The organism is Streptomyces sp. 71268, assembly GCF_029392895.1.
Taxonomy (GTDB): domain Bacteria; phylum Actinomycetota; class Actinomycetes; order Streptomycetales; family Streptomycetaceae; genus Streptomyces.
In genome coordinates, this window is record NZ_CP114200.1 from 5,947,683 (window position 1) to 5,966,858 (window position 19,176).

At 72.2% G+C, this 19,176-nt stretch carries 11 protein-coding genes; 3 read left to right on the forward strand and 8 right to left on the reverse strand.

Annotated elements, in window-relative coordinates:
* Nucleotides 1-118 precede the first annotated feature (118 nt).
* Together OYE22_RS23565 and OYE22_RS23570 are read right to left on the reverse strand one after the other, a co-directional pair.
* On the reverse strand, nt 119-3,448 hold the full coding sequence (locus OYE22_RS23565) for a S8 family serine peptidase (protein WP_277322261.1): 3,330 nt from the start codon (nt 3,446-3,448) through the stop codon (nt 119-121).
* A 754-nt stretch (nt 3,449-4,202) separates the two neighbouring features.
* A complete protein-coding gene (locus OYE22_RS23570) occupies nt 4,203-4,475 on the reverse strand; it encodes a DUF1876 domain-containing protein (protein WP_277322262.1) in 273 nt (90 codons plus the stop codon).
* Nucleotides 4,476-4,983: 508 nt separating this feature from the next.
* Between OYE22_RS23570 and OYE22_RS23575 the strand changes: the two genes are divergently transcribed.
* Together OYE22_RS23575 and OYE22_RS23580 are read left to right on the forward strand one after the other, a co-directional pair.
* On the forward strand, nt 4,984-6,759 hold the full coding sequence (locus tag OYE22_RS23575; protein WP_277322263.1) for a TIGR03767 family metallophosphoesterase: 1,776 nt from the start codon (nt 4,984-4,986) through the stop codon (nt 6,757-6,759).
* Nucleotides 6,760-6,974: 215 nt separating this feature from the next.
* Nucleotides 6,975-8,267, forward strand: coding sequence for a serine hydrolase domain-containing protein (locus OYE22_RS23580; RefSeq protein ID WP_277322264.1), 1,293 nt, complete (start codon nt 6,975-6,977; stop codon nt 8,265-8,267).
* Here OYE22_RS23580 and OYE22_RS23585 read toward each other — a convergent pair.
* The 5 genes from OYE22_RS23585 to OYE22_RS23605 form a co-directional block, all read right to left on the reverse strand.
* Nucleotides 8,251-9,267, reverse strand: a complete 1,017-nt coding sequence (locus OYE22_RS23585) for a hypothetical protein (protein ID WP_277322265.1) — start codon at nt 9,265-9,267, stop codon at nt 8,251-8,253. The genes OYE22_RS23580 and OYE22_RS23585 overlap by 17 nt on opposite strands.
* 324 nt (nt 9,268-9,591) lie before the next feature.
* The gene (gene pepN, locus OYE22_RS23590; RefSeq protein WP_277322266.1) at nt 9,592-12,180 is read right to left on the reverse strand and encodes an aminopeptidase N; all 2,589 of its coding nucleotides are present in this window, start codon (nt 12,178-12,180) and stop codon (nt 9,592-9,594) included.
* A gap of 329 nt (nt 12,181-12,509) precedes the next feature.
* Nucleotides 12,510-13,151 carry a superoxide dismutase gene (locus OYE22_RS23595; RefSeq protein ID WP_176161617.1) on the reverse strand — a complete coding sequence of 214 codons (642 nt, stop codon included), beginning with the start codon at nt 13,149-13,151 and terminating at the stop codon, nt 12,510-12,512.
* Between the two features lie 256 nt (nt 13,152-13,407).
* Complete coding sequence (locus OYE22_RS23600; RefSeq protein ID WP_277322267.1) at nt 13,408-14,829, reverse strand: amino acid permease; 1,422 nt, start codon at nt 14,827-14,829, stop codon at nt 13,408-13,410.
* A gap of 267 nt (nt 14,830-15,096) precedes the next feature.
* Nucleotides 15,097-16,503, reverse strand: a complete 1,407-nt coding sequence (locus OYE22_RS23605; RefSeq protein ID WP_277322268.1) for an amino acid permease — start codon at nt 16,501-16,503, stop codon at nt 15,097-15,099.
* A gap of 292 nt (nt 16,504-16,795) precedes the next feature.
* Here OYE22_RS23605 and OYE22_RS23610 point away from each other — a divergent pair, with 292 nt between their 5' ends.
* On the forward strand, nt 16,796-17,395 hold the full coding sequence (locus OYE22_RS23610) for a biotin transporter BioY (RefSeq protein ID WP_277322269.1): 600 nt from the start codon (nt 16,796-16,798) through the stop codon (nt 17,393-17,395).
* 125 nt (nt 17,396-17,520) lie between these two features.
* Here OYE22_RS23610 and OYE22_RS23615 read toward each other — a convergent pair whose 3' ends face one another.
* Entirely contained in the window at nt 17,521-19,023 is a 1,503-nt protein-coding gene (locus tag OYE22_RS23615) for an amino acid permease (protein WP_277322270.1), read from the reverse strand.
* Nucleotides 19,024-19,176: the final 153 nt, after the last annotated feature.

The window sequence follows — 19,176 nt, forward strand, 5'->3', positions numbered from 1 at the left end:
GCGTCGGCTCGCCCCGCCGGGTGACACCGGCCCCGCGGACCTCCGCCTGTCCGGGGCGAGGGTCCGCGGGGCCGGCCGCGTACTCGTACTACGGCGTGCTGCCGTCTACTGCCGCGTACTACGGAATGACCTTGCCGATCCGGACGCTGCCGCCGCCGGTGCTGGTGCCGGCCTGATTGACCAGCGACAGCTCGCCGAAGAACGTGCGACCCTCCGGAGCCGGGCCCGCGACCACGACATCGGCGGTGACCTGCGTCGACTGCCCGTTGGCGAGCGTGATCCGCTTGCCGCCGTCGGCCTTCAGCTCGCCGAGCGAGGGGGCGAAGAACAGGTCCCGGTAGTCGTAGGCGGTGCTGCCGGCGGGTACGGCGTAGCCGGCCACCTCGATGGTGTAGACGCCGGCCTTGGGGGAGCGCAGCGACACCTTCTCGTCCGAGCCGGACGACGTGGACTCGCCCACCACCTGGCCGTTGAAGACGACGGCCAGGTCGAGGTCGGCCTTGCCGTCGGCCGCGCCGCCGATCGCCACGTCCAGGCGCGAGGCGCCCTCGGCGACCGTGACCTGGCTGGTCTGCGTCTCACCCTGCTTGATCGTGGGCCGCTCGGTGCGGGCGGAGCCCAGCGGGCCGCCCTGGAGCTTGCCGTCGATCGGGCCGAACCCGTTGCTGACCTTCCACTCCACCGGCGTGGCCTGGCCGACCTTCGCCTCCGCGAGGGTCTGCGTCTCGGGCGAGAAGGTGCTGCCCAGCGCGTTCACGGTGAGCTGGTACGGGTTGTCCAGGACCGGCGAGGTGCGCCGCGACTCGACCTCGATCTCCCACACGCCCGGGATCGGGTTCGGGTAGGCGCGGCGGTCGGGCCGGCAGGTGTTGGCCGGGTTGTCGTAGTTCGGGTAGCAGGCGATCGACGAGGTCGAGTCGACCGGCACGCCGTACGGGTTGATCGCGACGAACCGGGTCTGGCTCTTGTCGCGCAGCCCGCCGAGCGCCACCTCAAGCGTCTTGGCGCCCTTGGGGACGTTCACGAAGTACGAGGTCGGCGCGTTGCGCTGGACCGAACCCGACTCCTTGACCGCGTACGCCGGGCCCGCCAGCGGCTTCGCCACCACGACGGTGTTCAGGATCTGGTGGTCGACGCCCTCGGTGCGACGGTCGTTGACCTCCAGGATGGCGCTGTGCACGCCGGTCGCGCCGGGCCTGGCCACCACCTTGACGGTGACCGGCTTGTTCAGCGGCAGCACCACCGAGGAGCCGCCCGCCAGCCGGAACGCGCCGCTGTTGTTGCGCCACTTCAGCGTGTGCCGCACCGCGCGGTCCGGGCCCGTGGTGCGGGTGATGGTCACGTCGTACGTCCGGGACTGGCCGGCCTTCAGGCCGCCCTCGCGGTCGTAGACGCCGGTGCCGAAGCCCGGGGTCTTCAGGTAGTCCGACAGCGCGGTCTTCACCGGCGCCTTGACCGTGTACGCGTGCCCGTGCGCGCCCCGCCGGATCGACTTCCAGGCGTCCACGATGTCCATCCGGCCGGCGCCCTGCTCGTACGCCTGCACGCCGGGGATCTTGTGCGCGGTGCTGGTCAGCGCGGTGCGCAGGGTGGCCGGGGTCAGCTTGATACCGCGCTGCTTGGCCGCCGAGAGCAGCAGCGCGGACGCGCCGGCCGCCTGCGGCGAGGCCATCGAGGTGCCCTGCAGCATGCTGTAGCCGACCGGCAGTTCGTAGCCGGCCTCCTTGACCGGCGAGCCGGGTATCCAGGTCTGCGTCGTGTTGATCGACGCGCCCGGGGCGACCAGGGTCGGCGTGAAGCCGCCGTCCTCACGCGGGCCGCGCGAGGAGAACGGGAAGAGGTTGTACTCCCGCTTCACCTGCGAGCCGTAGTTGGCGGCCCAGGTCTCCTTCGAGACGCCGGCGCCCACGCTGATCACCTTGTTGGCCAGCGACGGGTCGCCGATGGTGTTGGCGCCGGGGCCGCTGTTGCCCGCCGAGATGACGAGCTGCACGCCGTAGGTGTCGATGAGCCGGGTGTACAGCTCCGAGCGCGCGTTGTTGCCGTCGTTCAGCGGCGGCAGGCCGCCGATCGACATGTTGACGATGTCCACGCCGCGCTTGGTGACGAGGTCGATCATGCCCTCGGTCAGCGCCACGTTGGTGCAGCCGCCGCTCCAACTGCACGCCCGCGAGGAGACGACCTTGGCGCCGGGGGCGGCGCCGTTCATCTTCCCGCCGAAGAGCTTGTTGGCCGCCGTGATGCCCGCCACGTGCGTGCCGTGCTCGGACTCGATGATGCCCACGTTGACGAAGTCGGCCTTCTTGCCGACGTTGGAGCCACCCAGCGGGTCGAGCGACACGTCCTTGCGGATCTCCACGACGAACGGCGAGCGCTCGGCGACCGGGGTCTTCGGGTCGTCCGTGCCGAAGTAGCCGATCTGGAACCCGTCCCGGTAGGGCTTCATCGGCGTGTCGTCGGTGAAGTCGCCGTTGTCGTTCAGGTCGACGCGGACGGTGCCCTTCGCCGCGTCGTAGAGCAGCGCCCAGGAGTCGGTCTTGTCGCCGTCGCGGTTGACGTCGCCGTGGTAGTCGCTGCCGTCCGGGCCGCCGTCGGTGATCTTCTCCTGGAAGCGGCTGACCTGGTACGCGCCCGCCGGGGCGGTGTAGGTGCGGCCCTGGTAGGAGAAGGACGGGCCCGAGACGTTGGTTGTCATCGGGCGCCAGGTGCCGTCGTTGTCGGTGATCGGGTCGGTCGCCGTCACCCAGTCCACGATCTTGCGCTCACCGGTGGTGGTCTTCTGCAGCGCGGGGTGCGCGAGGTCCACGCCGGAGTCGATCACGCCGATCGTCACACCTCGGCCGTCGGCGCGCGGGTTCTGCTTCACGAAGTCCACGGCGCCCGTCTCGTGCGCGGGCTGGTACGGGTTCCGGGCCGGCGTGTTCTTGTCCGGCGCCGGGTACGAACCGGACTTCGCGGACGAGCCGCCGCGCACCGCGTCGGCGCCGGGCGTCGGGTCCGGGAGCTTGATCTCGTGCTTGAGGTCGATGCCGTGCACGTCGGCCATCCGCTTGGCCGCCCCGATGGCCTGGTCGGCCCGGGCGATCGGCACGGTGGCGCGGACGTAGCCGAGCTTGTCGTAGGTGCGGCCGACGGAGGCGCCCTTGACGGCGTCGAGGGTGTCGGCGACACGGTCGGTCGAGCCGGGCTGGGCCGCCACCATCATCGTGATCGTCTTGTCGCCCTCGGCCTTGGCCTCGGCGAGCAGCTTGGCGTCGGCCGCGCCGAGCTTGTCCCCCGCCGGCTTGGCCGGCTTGGCGGAGGCGGGCGGGGCGCCGCCGGGGGTGGGCTCGTCGGCGAGGACGGGCGCCACGCCGGTCGCGGACAGCGCCGCCACCAGACCCGCGGCGAGCACGACCCGGGCCGTGCGTCTCTTGCGTCGGGATATGTCTTCAGGTGATCGGGACATGGGCATCCTTGTTCGGAATACGGAGCCAATAGACCGTTCACCCTTGTGTAAGGACGCGTTGTTTGGGGAGTGCTGCCCGAGCCAGAGATGCCGATTGGCATATTCCCGCCAACTCGCAATGAGCGGCGAAGCGTACGCAATGCCGTGAAGCGGACGCGGGTGCTGCTGTGGTTGCGGGTTGCGGCGGCGAGCGGGGGTGCGGGTGGGGGCCGGGCCGTGCGGGCGCGCCCGGCCGGCCCGAGGGTGGGAACGCGGACGCGCTCCCCGGCCCTATCGGGAGGGCGGGGAGCGCGGGGGCGGGTTGTGGGAGGTCAGCGCCGGCGCTCGGCTGGTGGCGCGCGCGGCGGCGGTCGGCCGTGTGCTGGCTGACGCGTCTGTGGTGTCTGCCGGTCGTCGCCCGCTTGTCGGGGCGTGCGTGCCCGGGGTGTACGCGTGTGTCGGGGCGTACGCGTACGTGCGTACGTCCGGTGCTCGCGTACGCCTCGTGCGGCAAGCCACGGCCGGAGCTCGCCGGGCCCGGGCCGCAGTGCGGCCGGGCGCTCACCGGGCGGTCACCCACCGGCCGTCGGGCGCTCGGTAACTGTCAACTCGCGGTCACCAGGCGTCAACGGCCGGTCGCGCGGCCTCGACCTCCGGTCACGTAGCGGCAACCCGCGGTCATCCAGCGGTAGCCGCGCTCACCGGGCACCCGTGGGGCGCGCGGGCGTCAGTCCCGCCCGCTCTCGGGGCGCCGGCCGTCGGCGTGGGCGGCTCGTCACACCCGGAGGTGGTCCACCGGCTGGCGGGTATGCGCCTCGATGTCCTCCGCGGCGTTGTGGAGCAACTGGTGGCTGAGGTCGGAGAAGGCCCGGGCGGCGGCCAGTTCGTCGCCGATCGCGGGGACGTTGGCGTCGGTCACCTTGCAGATGGCGCTGCCGTAGCCCACCAGCGAACCGCTGTTCTCGCCGTGCAGCCTGGCCTCCGCGGTCACCTCGCGGCCGACCTCGGTGATGGTGATCTCGGTGGTCCACTTCTTCGTGCCAGTCACGGGAGGCTCCTCACACACAGCACGTCCTTTACTCCCCTTCCCTCCCATGCTGGCACCGCTCCCGGGCCCCCGCACGCGGGGCCAAGGAGCCCTTCGGGCGCCTCTGCGCGCCCCTCCCCGGGGCCCCCGGGCCGCCGTTCCGCCCAGCGGCGGTCCGACCGTCGCCAGGCTGCTCCGCCCAGCCGCCCAGCCGCCCAGCCGCTCCGCCCGGCCGTGACCCCGGCCCGTTCCCCGGTCCGGTGAACGTGTGGTGACCGGCACGACTCCCGTGGGCGAGCGGTCCGTGGCCGTCGCCAGGAGGGGTGATCCACGTGCGGAGATGGGCGTCGCGCGTTGCCGCCGCGTTCACGCACAGGCCACCCCCGCTGCCAACGATCCAACGTGAAGGCGCTGACCGGTCGCCGTACCGGCCGGCCCCTCGCCCGTACGTCCACACCGCAGGCCCGCACCGCACGAACCGCACCGAACGTCCGTACCGCTTCCGCGCATCGAATCGGGGAGAGCGCGCATGTCCCGTACCGCCCGGTCCCGTATCCGCTCCGCCGCCGACGCCGCCACCTCGGCGGTCGCCGCGGTCAACCGCCGCACCCTGCTGGCCGCGGCCGGGGGCACCGGCGCCGCCGTCGGGCTCGGCCTCGCCTTCGGGCCCCACTCCGGTTCGGCCACCGCCTCCCCGTCCCCGGCGCCGACCGTCCCCGACGTCGAGCGCCGCGCCGCCCCCGTGCCCGCCGCCCCGGCGCGGCCGTCGGCCGCCGGCACCACGCTGCGCGGCGTCGCCACCCCGCGCGGCACCGGCGCGTACCGGCGGCTGGGCGAGGGGCCCGGCTGGGCCCGCACGGTGCGCGGCGAGCTGGCCGCCGCCAAGGCCGGGCGGGCCGACCGGCGCACCACGCTCGCCTCCTTCGTACAACTCACCGACCTGCACCTGACCGACGTGCAGCACCCGCTGCGGTACGAGTTCCTGCGCTCGGGCCGGGTCAGCGCCTGGCGTCCGCACGAGGCGCTGACCGTCGTCGGCGCCGTCTCGCTCGTCGAGCGGGTCAACGCGCTGCGGTACGGCCCGGCGACCGGCGCCCCGCTCTCCTTCGCGATGACCACCGGCGACAACACCGACAACAACGCGAAGGTCGAGCTGGACTGGTTCCTGACCGCCATGAGCGGCGGCCGGATCACCCCCAACACCGGTGACCCGCGCCGCTACGAGGGCGTCCAGGACAGCGGCCTGCGCGAGTTCTGGCACCCGGACAGCGCGCTGCGCGACGCCGACAAGAAGCTCGGCTTCCCCCGCCTGGACGGCTTCCTCAAGGCCGCGCTGCGCGAGGTCAACAGCCCCGGGCTGCGGATGCCCTGGTACTCCACCATCGGCAACCACGACGACCTCAACGGCGGCTCCTACGCCTTCGGCGGCGGCTTCCTCGCCGACTTCGCCACCGGGCGGCGCAAGATCCAACTCATCCCCGCCGCCGACGCGAAGAAGCTCGCCGAGGCCGAGAAGGTGGGTGCCGACCCCACCGGCAAGCGGATGCGTGAGCTGCTGCGCACGCACGCGAAGGGGATGCGCACCGTCACCCCCGACGAGCGGCGCGCGCCCTTCACGCCCCGCGAGTACCTGGCCGCCCACCTCGACCCGCGGCACACCGGTGCCGGCCCGGTCGGCCACGGCTACACCCGCGCCAACCTGGAGGCGGGCACCCTCTACTACACGTTCCGCATCTCCGCCGACGTCATCGGCGTCAGCCTGGACTCCACCGACCCGGGCGGCCACTACACCGGCTCCGTCGGCACCGCCCAACTGCGCTGGCTGGAGCGGACCCTGAAGGCACACCGCGACCAGCACGTCATCGTCTTCAGCCACCACTACAGCCGCAGCATGAAGAACATGAACCGCGACCCGGCCCGGCCGAAGGAGGCCCGGCACAGCGGCGCGGAGCTGGTGGCCCTCTTCCAGCGCCACCCGCAGGTGGTCGCCTGGATCAACGGGCACAGCCACAAGAACGAGATCACCCCGCGCAAGACGTTCTGGGAGATCACCACCGCGTCCCATGTGGACTTCCCCCAACTGGCCCGCGTCATCGAGCTGGTGGACAACCGGGACGGCACCCTGTCGCTGTTCACCACCCTCATCGAGTCCGCCGCCCCGTACCGCGCGGACCACACCGACCTCTCCCAGACCGGCCTGGCCGCCCTCTACCGCGAGTTGGCCTTCAACGCCCCGGGCCGCAGCACCGCGCTCGCCGGCGACCCGCACGACCGCAACGCCGAACTGCTGCTGCGCAAGCGGTAGTAGCGGCCCACGGCGCGGCGCCACGGCTCGGGTATCGCCAGGGCGTGGCGCCGGACGGTGTGACGCGGCGCACGGCGCCGCCCAGTTGATCAACCCTCCCGGCGCGCCCGACGTCATGTCCTCACGACAGCGAGAACGCGAGGCGGACAACGCGCGGTGACGCGCGGAGAAGAGGGTGATCGCGGATGCGGGCACGGGCGATACGAACCGTCGTGGTGGGGGCGACCGCGGTCGCCGCGTTGGGCGCCGCGGTGCTGAGCGCGCCCGTCGCGGGCGCGACCGACGGCAGCCGGGGCGGCGCGGCGCGGGAGGCCGGGCACGCGGCGACGCGGGCCGCGCTCGAGGCGCAGGTCGACGAGGCCGGCGTGCCCGGGGCGCTGGCGCAGGCGCGCGACGAGCACGGGGTGTGGAACGGCGACGCGGGCGTGGCGAACCTGAGGACGGGCAAGCCGCGTGGCGAGCACGACCGGTACCGGATCGCCAGCATCACCAAGACGTTCACGGCGACCGTGCTGCTCCAGTTGCAGGCCGAGGGGAAGGTCGACCTGGACGCGTCGGTCGACACCTACCTGCCGGGCCTCGTGCGCGGCAACGGCCACGACGGCCGCGCGATCACGGTCCGCCAACTCCTCAACCACACCAGCGGGATCTTCAACTACACCGCCGACGCGGAGTTCGGGAAGACCTACCTGGGCGTGGGCTTCCTCAAGCACCGCTACGACACGCTGACGCCGCGCGACGCCATCGCCATCGCCATGCGCCACAAGGCCGACTTCAAGCCCGGGACCGGCTGGAACTACTCCAACACCAACTACATGCTGGCCGGCCTGATCATCGAGAAGGTGACCGGCACCCCGTACGCCACGCAGGTCAGGCAGCGCATCATCAAGCCGCTGGGATTGCGCTCGACCACCCTGCCCGGCACCAGGGCGAGCATGCCGCGGCCGCACGGGCGCGGCTACAGCAAGTTCCCCGACGACCCGCGGGGGAAGATCCACGACACCACCCTGCTCAACCCCTCCTGGGGCTGGGCGGCCGGCGAGGCCATCTCCACCTCGGCCGACCTCAACCGCTTCTACGCCGCCCTCCTCCAGGGCAGGCTGCTGCCCCGGGCGGCGCTGGCCGAGATGAAGACCACCGTGCCGGTCGGCGAGGACGTGCCGCTGCGGTACGGGCTCGGCGTGGCCGAGCTGCGCCTGTCCTGCGACACCACGGTCTGGGGCCACGACGGCGGCATCAACGGCTCGTCCTCGTACGCCTTCTCCAGCGAGGACGGCCGCCACCAGATCGCGCTGAACCTCAACGCCGACTGGACCGGCCAGGGCATGGCCGTGGTGGATGCGGAGTTCTGCGGCACAACCGGTGGCGCCACCGACGCCGCTACCGCAGGCTCCGCCCGCGCCGACGCCGCGCGCGGGGCCGCCCCGAAGGGGAGCGAGCGCGTGGTGCGCACCGTCGAGCAGGGCCGGCACGCCAGCCTGGCGCCGCGGGTCAACGCGGCAGGATGACGAGGGAGGTGGCGGGCTCGCGATCGACGGACGCCATCAGCGCGGTCCGTACGATCGCGGCCTGCCGCTCCAGGCCGCCCCGCAGCCGCCGCGCGGTGACCTGGATGGCCGTGATGCCAAGGCCCGCCAGGTGCTCGCGGCGACACGCGTCCCGTGGCCAGGGGGCGCGCCCGTCCACCCGTGGCTCGCGCGCCACCAGCTCGACGGCCACGGCCTGCCGCGGCCAGTAAGCGTCGACGCCGGCCAGGTAAACGCCGCCCGGCAGGCTCAGCCCCACGTTCCACAGCGGCTCCGGCAGCCGGTACTCGCGCACCATCCGGTAGAGCAGCCCCTCGGCGACCGCGCGGCCCTCGGCCATCAGGCCCTCGATCGCGCCCGCCACCTGCGGCTGGTCCAGCAGGCGGGCCAGGGCCAACTCCCGTACCAGGACGCTCGCCTCGCAGTGCTTGCCGCGCACGGCCTCCACCAACACCGCGCGCACCTCGTCGGCGCTGCGCAGGTCGCGGACGAGGTCCGCGAGCGCGCGCGGCACCGGGGCCACCGGCAGGCCGGCGACGTGCTGCGGGCGGGGGAGCGCGGCCGTGCGGAGCAGGTGGACGAAGGCCGTCGAGCGCGGCCGCCACGCGTGGCCCACCAGGACGTCGATGCGGTCGAGGCCGGCCAGCGGCGGCAGGGTGGTGAACCCGTGCAGCGCGAGCGCCGCCGCCCCGGTCACCACGGCCGGCGGGTACGGCCCGGGGCCCGCGCCCGGTGGTGCCGCGTACAGCAGCGCGGCCTCCGCCCGCTCCTCGCCGCTGGGCCGGCCCGGATGCAACAGGTAGACGCCGGGCAGGAGTTGCTGCCAGGGGCCGCCGGCCCGGCCGCGCTCGGCGACCAGGGCCGCCGGCACCCCGTGCTCCCGCAACTGGCGCTCGGTCAGAACGCGGCGCTGGGTGGCGGACAGGTGGCCGAGGGGGCGAGGCGTGGCGGCATCGCGCGGGGCGGTGAAGTCAGCGGTCATGCCCCGCAGGCTCCCGCGCCCCGGGGCGGCGGGTCAGCGCCGTGACAGAACTGACGGAAAATTGGTACAACACTGCACCAAAGCGCAAAAGTTCGAGCATCGCTGACATATTCGGGTAGCTCGGCATACTCCCCGGGCAAGGGCGGCCCCCGCCCCGCGCGAGAGCGGGCGGTTCCCGTACCCGCGAGGGCGAGCCGTGCCCGTACCCGCGAAGGCGCGCGGCCCCACACGCCGCGGGGGCCGGCCGGGAGAACACCCCCGGCCGGCCCCCGGCCGCGCTCGGCTACGTCACACGGAGCTACGTCTCGCCGCGCGACGCCTCGTTCAGGCGGCGTCGCGGGACTGGGCGCGCACCGCGCGCGCCAGGTCGTCGCGGCCCTCGGCGACCAGCCGGCGCAGGGCCGGGGCGGCGTCCGGGTGCTCGGTCAGCCAGCCCTCCACGGCGTCCAGCGTGGCCTGGTCGCCCTGCTGGATCGGGAAGAGGCCCGTCACGATGGACATGCCGATCTCGATGGACCGCTCCCGCCACACCCGCTCCAGGGCCGCCAGGTACCGGGGCGCGAACGGGGCGAGCAGCGCGCGCTGGTGCGACTGCCCGAAGCCGGCGATGGTGGCCTCCACCAGCGCGTTGGACAGCTCGTCGCGCTCCACGACCGACTCCCACGCCGCGGCCTTGACCTCGGCCGACGGGCGCGCGGTCAGGCAGCGCACCTGGTGCCGCTTGCCGGACGCGGTGTCGTCGCGGGCCAGCTCGGCGTCGACGCGCTCCGCGTCGGCGGCGCCGTGCGCGGCGAGCTGGGCCAGGAACGTCCAGCGCAGCTCCTGGTCCACGTCCAGGCCGTCGATCTTCGCGTTGCCGGCGAGCAGGCCGTCCAGGAGCTGCAGGTCGGCCTCGGCGGAGGCGGCACCGGCGAAGAAGCGGGCCCAGGCCAGTTGGTGGCCGCTGCCCGGCTCCGCCTGCCGCAGCTCGCGCAGCGCGCCCTGGGCCAGCGCCTGACCGGCGGCCTCGCGCGCGGCGGGCGCCGTGTAGTGGGCCAGCGCCGAACCGGCCCACGACTGCACCATCTGCAACACGCCGATGTCGGTCTCGGCGCCGGCGAACGCCTCGACCAGGGCGAGGAAGTCGCGGGCCGGCATGAGCGCGTCCCGGGTCAGGTTCCACAGCGCGGACCAGCACAGGGCGCGCGCCATGGGGTCGGTCAGCTCGCCGAGGTGCCCGCGCAGGGTGGCGAGCGAGCCCTCGTCGAAGCGGATCTTGCAGTACGTCAGGTCCTCGTCGTTGACCAGGATCAGGTCGGGCCGCTCCAGGCCGGCCAGCTCGCTGACGACGGTGCGCGGGCCCGCCACGTCCACCTCGGCCCGCGCGTACCGGGTCAGGGCGCCGTCCGCGCGCCGGTAGAGGCCGACGGCCACGCGGTGCGGGCGCAGCGTCGGGTGCGAGTCGGCGGCCTCCTGGAACACGGCCAGCTCGGTGATCCTGTCCTGCGCGTCGTAGGTGGCCTGCGGGGTGAGCGCGTTGACGCCGGCGGTCTGGAGCCAGGCCGCGGACCAGGCTGCCATATCCCGGCCCGAGGTCTCCTGGAGCACCGAGAGCAGGTCGCCCAGGGTGGTGTTGCCGTAGGCGTGCCGCTTGAAGTAGCGGCGGGCGCCTTCGAGGAACGCCTCCTCGCCGACGTAGGCCACCAGTTGCTTGAGCACCGAGGCGCCCTTGGCGTACGTGATGCCGTCGAAGTTGAGCTTGGCGTCCTCCAGGTCCCGGATGTCGGCGGTGACCGGGTGCGTGGAGGAGAGCTGGTCGGCGCGGTAGGCCCAGCTCTTGCGGCGGTTGGCGAAGGTGATCCAGCCGTCGGTGAAGCGGGTGGCGCCGACCAGCGCGTAGGCGCCCATGAAGTCGGCGAAGGACTCCTTGAGCCACAGGTCGTCCCACCACTCCATGGTGACCAGGTCGCCGAACCACATGTGGGCCATCTCGTGCAGCAGGGTGTTGCTGCGGGCCTCGTAGGACGCCTGGGTGACCCTGCCCCGGAAGATGTACTCCTCGCGGAAGGTGACGCAGCCCGGGTTCTCCATCGCGCCGATGTTGTACTCGGGCACGAACGCCTGGTCGTACTTGCCGAACGGGTACGGGTAGTCGAACCGCTCGTGGAAGAAGTCGAGCCCCTGCTTGGTGACGGTGAAGATGTCGTCCGCGTCGAAGTGCCTGGCCAGCCCCTTGCGGCAGAGCGCGCCCAGCGGGATCTCCAGCGTGCTGCCGTCGGGCAGGGTCCGGCTGTAGTGGTCGCGCTCGTAGTGGTACGGGCCGGCGACGACGGCGGTGATGTACGTGGAGATCGGCCTGGTCGGCACGAAGCGGGTGTGCGTGCCGCCGCCCTCGGCCGGGGTGCTCTCGCCGTCCCGCTCGCCGTTGCTGAGCACCGTCCAGCCCTCGGGCGCGGTCACCGCGAAGGTGAAGGGGGCCTTCAGGTCGGGCTGCTCGAAGTTGGCGAAGACCCGGCGCGAGTCGGCCGGCTCGAAGTGCGTGTAGAGGTAGACCTCGCCGTCCTCGGGGTCCACGAAACGGTGCAGGCCCTGGCCGGTCTTGCTGTACGCGCACCGCGCGTCCACGGTCAGCGTGTTCTCCGCGGCCAGGCCGGTCAGCGCGATCCGGGACCCGTCGTAGACCTCGGAGACGTCGAGCGCGCGCCCGTTCAGGGTGAGCGAGGTGATCGAGGGGGCGAGCAGATCCGCGAAGGAGTCGGCGCCCTCGGTGGCGCAGCGGAACCGGATGGTGGTGACCGAACGGAAGGTGCGCGGCCCGTCGCCCTCCTGGGCCCCGACGGCACCGCGCACGTCGAGCGCGATGTCGTACGCGTCCACGGTGAGCAGCTCGGCCCGGGTACGGGCCTCTTCACGGGTCAGGTTCTCACCGGGCACGACGGGACTCCCTCGTCTTCGTCTCATGTGTAGGTCAGCAGGAATCATTTCATGCGTGATGCACGGAGGTGATAAAGGGAGGGAATGGAAGCTGGTGACGCGCGGGGGCGCGGCACGGCGGGCCCGTGGACGGGTGCGGCGGGACCCGTGGGACGTGTGGGAGGGTCGGGCACGACAGGGCCCCCACGCGCGTCGATCGCGTGGGGGCCCTGCCTTTTTCCGCCCGCCTACGTGAAGGGTGAGAAGACGATCACGTCAGCAGGAGGTCGGGGGCGGCCGGCGCGCGGGAGCCGGCGGCGTGCCGCCCGCGCTTCCGCCGCGGCCGCGGCTCAGGGGGCGAGCAGCAGGTTGCCGGCCCGCTCGGTGGCGGAGCGGTAGCGCTTGGCCACGTCCTGCCAGTTGACGACCTGCCACATCGCCTCGATGAAGTCCACCTTCTGGTTCTTGTACTGCAGGTAGAAGGCGTGCTCCCAGGCGTCGAAGACCAGGATGGGCACCGAGCCCTGGCCGACGTTGCCCTGGTGGTCGTAGACCTGCTCGACCACGAGCCGGCCGCTGACCGGCTCGTACGCCAGCACGCCCCAGCCCGAACCCTGGGTGGTGGCCGCCGCCTTGGTCAGGTGGGCCTTGAACTTCGCGAAGGAGCCGAAGGACTCGGTGATGGCGTCGGCCAGGTCACCCACGCCGTCCTTGTCCAGCGGCTCGCCGCCGCCCTCACCGGTCATGTTGTGCCAGTAGATGCTGTGCAGGATGTGCCCGGACAAGTGGAAGGCCAGGTTCTTCTCCAGGCCGTTGATCGCGCCCCACTGGTCCTTGTCCCGCGCCTCCGCGAGCTGCTCCACGGTGTCGTTGGCGCCCTTGACGTAGGCGGCGTGGTGCTTGTCGTGGTGCAGCTCGATGATCTCGGGGCTGATCACCGGTGCCAGCGCCGAGTAGTCGTACGGAAGTTCAGGAAGTGTGTAGATGGCCATGCCGAGCCCTCCGACTGCTTATTGCAATTAACTTGCAGGTGCACGCTACCAGCAAGACCATTTCGCGCCACGGAGCGGCGTTGACCTGGTCCAAAAGACGGAGGCGGGGTGGTCCCCCGGTCTGAGGGACCATCCCGCCTCCGTCGTACGCCGCCACCCCTTCAGCCGGGGCCGCGCACCACGCGCCGGCGCCGTCCGGGCCCGCTTCGAGCGGGCCCGGACGGCGCCGGGGTGGATCAGTCGAAAGAGTGTCGCGCTAGCTGCTCGGCCCGTCCTTGGGCGCCTCGGCCCTGCCGCCCGGCTCGCCGGAGGCGACGGGGGTGTCCGCGTCGGCCTTGGCGGCGGCCACGACGGCGGCGGCGTCCACGCCGCCGGCCTGGCCCGCCGCGCGCTGCCGTACGTAGCCGATGACGGCGAAGACCACCGCGAGCCCCGCGGTGAAGAAGAGCTGCGTGCGGGTGTCGTCCTCACGGAGCATCAGCAGCAGCACGCCGACCGTGGCGATCAGCGCCACCCAGGTCAGGTACGGGAAGAGCCACATGCGCACGATGAGCTTGTCCGGCGCCTCGCGCTCCAACTGGCGCCGCATGCGCAGTTGGGCCGCGGCGATGAAGCCCCACACCACGAGCACGGCCGCGCCGACCATGTTCAGCAGCCACTTGAAGATCGTCTCGGGCCACCAGTAGTTGAACAGCACCGCCAGGAAGCCGAACGCGGCCGAGGCGACCACCGCGCGGCGCGGCACCCGGTTGCTGACCGTCTTCAGGAAGCGCGGCCCCTGGCCGCGCGCGACCAGCGAGTACGCCATGCGCGAGGCGCCGTAGATGTTGGCGTTCATCGCCGAGAGCAGCGCCACCAGGACGATGACGTTCATCGTGTCGCCGGCCGCCGGGATGTCGATGTGGTTCAGCACCGCCACGTACGGGCCGTCGTTGACCACCGCCATGTCGTCCCACGGGATGAGCGTGACGATGACCAGCATCGAGCCGACGTAGAAGAGGCCGATCCGCCACATCGCGGTGCGCACGGCCTTGGCGACGCCCTTGCGGGGGTGCTCGGACTCGGCGGCGGCGATGGTGACCGTCTCCAGACCACCGAAGGCGAACACCGAGGCCAGCAGGCCGACGACCAGGCCGTCCACGCCGTTGGGCAGGAAGCCGCCGTCGCCGGTGAGGTTGTCGGTGCCCGGCGCGTCGGTGCCGGGCAGCGCGCCCATGATGGCCAGGACGCCGAGGATCAGGAAGGCGGCGATCGCGGCGACCTTGAGGGCCGCGAACCAGAACTCGAACTCGCCGAAGTTGCTCACCGCCGCCAGGTTGGTGCCGGTGAACACCACCATGAACAGGGCGACCCACATCCAGGACTCGGTGTCCGGGAACCAGCCCACCATGATGTCGGCGGCGCCGATGGCCTCCGCGGCCACCGCCACGCACAGCAGCATCCAGAACATCCAGCCGGCGGTGAACCCGGCCCACGGGCCGAGCGAGCGCTCGGCGTGCACCGAGAACGAGCCGGACGCCGGATTGGCCGCGGCCATCTCGCCCAGCATCCGCATGACCAGCATCACCAGCAGGCCCGAGGCGGCGTACGCCAGGACGATGGCCGGCCCCGCCGCGCGGATGCCGGCGCCGGAGCCCACGAACAGGCCCGCACCGATGACGCCACCCAGCGCGATCATCGACAGATGTCGCTGCTTGAGACCGTGGCCAAGATTGACGCTATCGGTAGCGGCGGCTTCGTTGCCGTCCGTTACCCCTTTGGTTGGCTCGCGCTCCGATGCGGGGAACGCGGGGGTCCGCTTCATGGTGATAAAGGTCCAGTCCGTGAGAGCCCTGACGTGCGCATGAAGCTGCCAGTGTGGGGCCGGTGTCCGCTCAGGACAACAGTTCGGACAGCCCTGTCCGATATGCAGACGGCATCGTTACGTAGCGTGCCCGACCGATCGTCAGGTTGGCTGCTCTTCGGCCGCTTCGCGCCGCTTGACCACTTCTCGTACACCCGCGACGGCCAACACGGTGGCGGTCGCTCCGGCCGACCACAGCAACTGCGGGCGGGCACCGTCATCGGTCAGCATGAGCACCAGGACGCCGGCCATCGCGACCAGAGCCGCCCACGTCAGCCACGGGAAGGCCCACATGCGCAGCGGCAGCGCGGCCACCTCGGCCGGGTCCATCCGCGAGCGCAGCCGAAGCTGCGAGGCGGCGATCAGCGCCCAGACGAAGAGCAGCACCGCGCCAACGGCGTTCAGCAGGTACTGAAAGATGGAATCCGGCCACTTCAGGTTGAGCAGCACCGAGACGAAGCCGAAGGCCACCGAGGCGAACACCGCCCGGCGCGGCACGCCGCCGGACCCCACCCGCAGCAGCGCCCGCGGCGCCTCGCCGCGCTCCGCAAGGGAGAAGATCATCCGCGATGAGCCGTAGAGGTTGGCGTTGAGCGCCGACAGCAGCGCCACGAACACCACGACGTTCATGATCTGCCCGGCCGCCGGCACGCCGACGTGGTCGAGCACCGCCACGTACGGGCTCTTGCCGGGGGCCATGTCCGTCCACGGCAGCACGGTCACGATGACCAGCATCGAGCCGATGTAGAAGAAGACGATGCGCCACACCGCGCTGCGCACCGCCCGGCCCACCGCGCGCGCCGGGTCGTCCGACTCGGCCGCCGCGATCGTCACCACCTCGAGGCCGCCGAAGGCGAAGACCACCGCGAGCACGCCGGAGACCACGCCGCCCCACCCCTCGGGCAGGAAGCCGCCCTGGCCGGTCAGGTTGGTCAGGCCCACCGCGTCGGTGTCCGGCAGCATCCCGAAGATCGCCAGCAGTCCGAGCGCCAGGAACAGCACGATCGCCCCCACCTTGAGGGCGGCGAACCAGAACTCGAACTCCCCGAAGTTGCGCACGGCCGCCAGGTTGGCGGCCGTGAACACCACCATGAACAGCAGCACCCACGCCCACTGCGGCACCTCCGGCACCCAGCCGTGCGCGATGCCCGCCGCCCCCGTCGCCTCCACGGCCAACACGACGACCAGCAGGAACCAGTACAGCCACCCCACCGAGAAGCCGGCCCAGCGGCCGAGGGCGCGCTCGGCGTGCACCGAGAAGGCGCCCGAGGCGGGCATCGCCGCCGACATCTCGCCCAGCATCCGCATCACCAGCATCGCGAGCGCGCCCGCGAGCAGGTAGGAGAGCACGATGCCAGGCCCCGCCACCGCGATGCCCGCGCCCGAGCCGACGAACAGCCCGGCGCCGATCACCCCGCCGAGCCCGAGCATCGTCATGTGGCGCTGCTTGAGCCCACCGGCCAGCGGTTCTTCCGTGCCGGCCGCGCCGGACGTGGGTGTGTCGTGCATCGCGCTCGTACTCTCGTATTGGTGGGAGCCCACAGTCTCGCCGCCGCATGCGAGGAACAGCAAAACGATCCATCCACCGCCCGCCGCTTCGTGATGAGCATCACGCGACCAGCCGAAACGGCGAACCCGCAGCGTGGCGCCGGGCCGCGGGCCGAGTGCGGTTCCCGCCAGGAGTCGGCTCGCGGGTTTGTACCGGGTACACGGTGGGCGGGTGGTAGGGGCTGGGTTAACGTCGCTGTGGCCGCGCCGCTTCGGCCATCCGCACCGTCCTGACTCTTCTCGGGGAGAAACGTTGAGCACTGTTTCCACCGCCACTCGGCCCGGCTCGGTCCTGGCCGACCTGCTGCACGCCTCGTCCGACGGCCGCGCCCGCGCCCGGGACGCCGCCCTGGTCGTCGGGGGCGCCGCGCTGACCGGCGTCGCCGCGCAGATAGCCGTCCCCGTACCGGGCTCGCCGGTGCCGGTCACCGGCCAGACCTTCGCCGCGCTGCTGGTCGGGGCGTCCCTCGGCGCCGGCCGCGGCCTGCTCTCGCTGCTGGTGTACGCCCTGGTCGGGATGGCCGGCATGCCGTGGTTCGCGGAGGGCGAGTCGGGCGCCGCCGCCCCCTCCTTCGGCTACGTCATCGGCATGATGCTCGCGGCCACCGCGGTCGGCGCGCTGGCCCGGCGCGGCGGCGACCGCGGCATGGTCCGCACGGTGGGCACCATGGCGGTGGGCTCCGCGATCATCTACGCGGTCGGCGTGCCCTACCTGGCGCTGGCCACCAACATGTCGCTGACCGACGCGGTCGCCGCCGGCCTGACCCCGTTCCTGCTCGGCGACGCGCTCAAGGTGGCCCTGGCCATGGGCCTGCTCCCCGCCGCCTGGCGCCTCCTGGACCGCCGCTCCTGACCCACCCGCGCCGGCCCCGCCCCGGGCGGGGCCGGGCCACGCTCACACGAGAGCGCCCCACCGGCCCGGACGGGCGGGTGGGGCGCTCTGGTGTCAGGGGGGCCGCGACCGGCGGCCCGGCCGGGTCAGGCGCGCTGCTTGGGCACCTCGGGGGCCTTGGCCGGCTCCGGCGCGTCGGCCGGCCCGGCCGCCGCCGTGGCCGACGCGCCGCGTCCCCGCCTGCGGTCCAGGACCAGGCTGGTGACCAGCACCAACGCGCCCACCACGAGCGAGAGCACCATCATCTCGCGGCCCTCGTCGTCGTAGAGCATGTAGCCGAGGATGAAGATGATCAGCGCGATCGTCGCGTACGTCAGGTACGGGTAGAGCCACATCCGCACCGTGTGCCGCTCGGGCATCTCGCGCTCGATGATCGGGCGCATCCGCAGCTGCGAGAAGCAGATCACCATCCACACGAACAGGGCCACCGCGCCGGAGGAGTTCAGCAGGAACTCGAAGACCGTGTCCGGTGAGGTGTAGTTGAAGATCACGGCGACGAAGCCGAAGGCCACCGAGGACCAGATCGCGGCGGCCGGCACGCCCCGCTTGTTCACCCGTGCGAACGACGCGGGCGCGTCGCCGCGCTGGCCGAGCGAGAAGGCCATCCGGGAGGCCGTGTACAGGCCCGAGTTCAGACAGGACAGCACGGCCGTCACCACGATCACGTCCATGATCGTCCCGGCGTGGGCGATGCCGATCTCGTTCAGCGCGGCGACGTAGGGGCCGTCGTCAAGGAGCGCCTGCGAGTTCCACGGCAGCAGCATCACCACGAGCAGGATCGAGCCCAGGTAGAAGATGCCGATCCGCCAGATCACGCTGTTGGTCGCCCGGCTGACCATCTTCGCCGGCTCCGCGGACTCGCCCGCGGCCAGCGTGACGATCTCGCTGCCCATGAAGGAGAAGACGACCAGGAGCATGCCCGACAGGATGGTGCCGGGGCCGTTGGGCAGGAAGCCGCCGTCGCCGGTCAGGTGCGAGGTGCCCACCGCCTCGGTGTCCGGCAGCACGCCGAAGACCGCGAGCCCGGCGATGACGATGAACGCCGCGATCGCCACGACCTTGATCCCGGCGAACCAGAACTCGAACTCGCCGTACGAGCCGACCGAGGCCAGGTTCGTCGCGGTCAGCACGACCATCACCAGGAGCGCCCACGCCCACTGCGGGATGGGGGACACCCACTCGGTGAGGATCGCCGCCGCCGCGGTCGCCTCCACGGCGAGCACCACGACCCAGAAGAACCAGTACAGCCAGCCGATGGTGAACCCGGCCCAGCGCCCGAGCGCCCGGTCCGCGTAGGCCGAGAACGACCCCGAGGTCGGGTCGGCCGCGGCCATCTCGCCGAGCATCCGCATCACGAGGACGACCAGCAGGCCGGCGATGGCGTAGGAGATGAGGATGCCGGGGCCGGCCTTGGCGATGCCGGCGCCGGAGCCCACGAACAGGCCGGCGCCGATCACGCCGCCGATGGCGATCATCGACAGGTGTCGGTTCTTCAGGCCGGCCTTGAGGCCATCGCCGGACGCGTCACCGGGGGCCCCGGGTGCGTCCTTGGCCCCGTCGACCCTGACGGGGGGCGGCTGCGTACTCATGCACGATCCTTAGCTTTGGTGGTGCGCTGTGCGGCTTCGGCATTCAAACTCAGGGTGAAGCCGAGCGGAAGAAGCGATTCCAAATCGTTGCGCACGGGAACTCGGTGTTCAGGACCCGTCCGCGCCTACCCGCCACCGCTCGTGCCACACTCA

What these genes read in the sequence shown, in the direction of transcription:
- OYE22_RS23565 (WP_277322261.1), bottom strand. Translation starts at nt 3,448, where the DNA reads ATGTCCCGATCACCTGAAGACATATCCCGACGCAAGAGACGCACGGCC.
- OYE22_RS23575 (WP_277322263.1), top strand. Translation starts at nt 4,984, where the DNA reads ATGTCCCGTACCGCCCGGTCCCGTATCCGCTCCGCCGCCGACGCCGCC.
- OYE22_RS23585 (WP_277322265.1), bottom strand. Translation starts at nt 9,267, where the DNA reads ATGACCGCTGACTTCACCGCCCCGCGCGATGCCGCCACGCCTCGCCCC.
- OYE22_RS23595 (WP_176161617.1), bottom strand. Translation starts at nt 13,151, where the DNA reads ATGGCCATCTACACACTTCCTGAACTTCCGTACGACTACTCGGCGCTG.
- OYE22_RS23600 (WP_277322267.1), bottom strand. Translation starts at nt 14,829, where the DNA reads ATGATCGCGCTGGGTGGCGTCATCGGTGCGGGCCTGTTCGTGGGCTCC.
- OYE22_RS23605 (WP_277322268.1), bottom strand. Translation starts at nt 16,503, where the DNA reads ATGCACGACACACCCACGTCCGGCGCGGCCGGCACGGAAGAACCGCTG.
- OYE22_RS23615 (WP_277322270.1), bottom strand. Translation starts at nt 19,023, where the DNA reads ATGAGTACGCAGCCGCCCCCCGTCAGGGTCGACGGGGCCAAGGACGCA.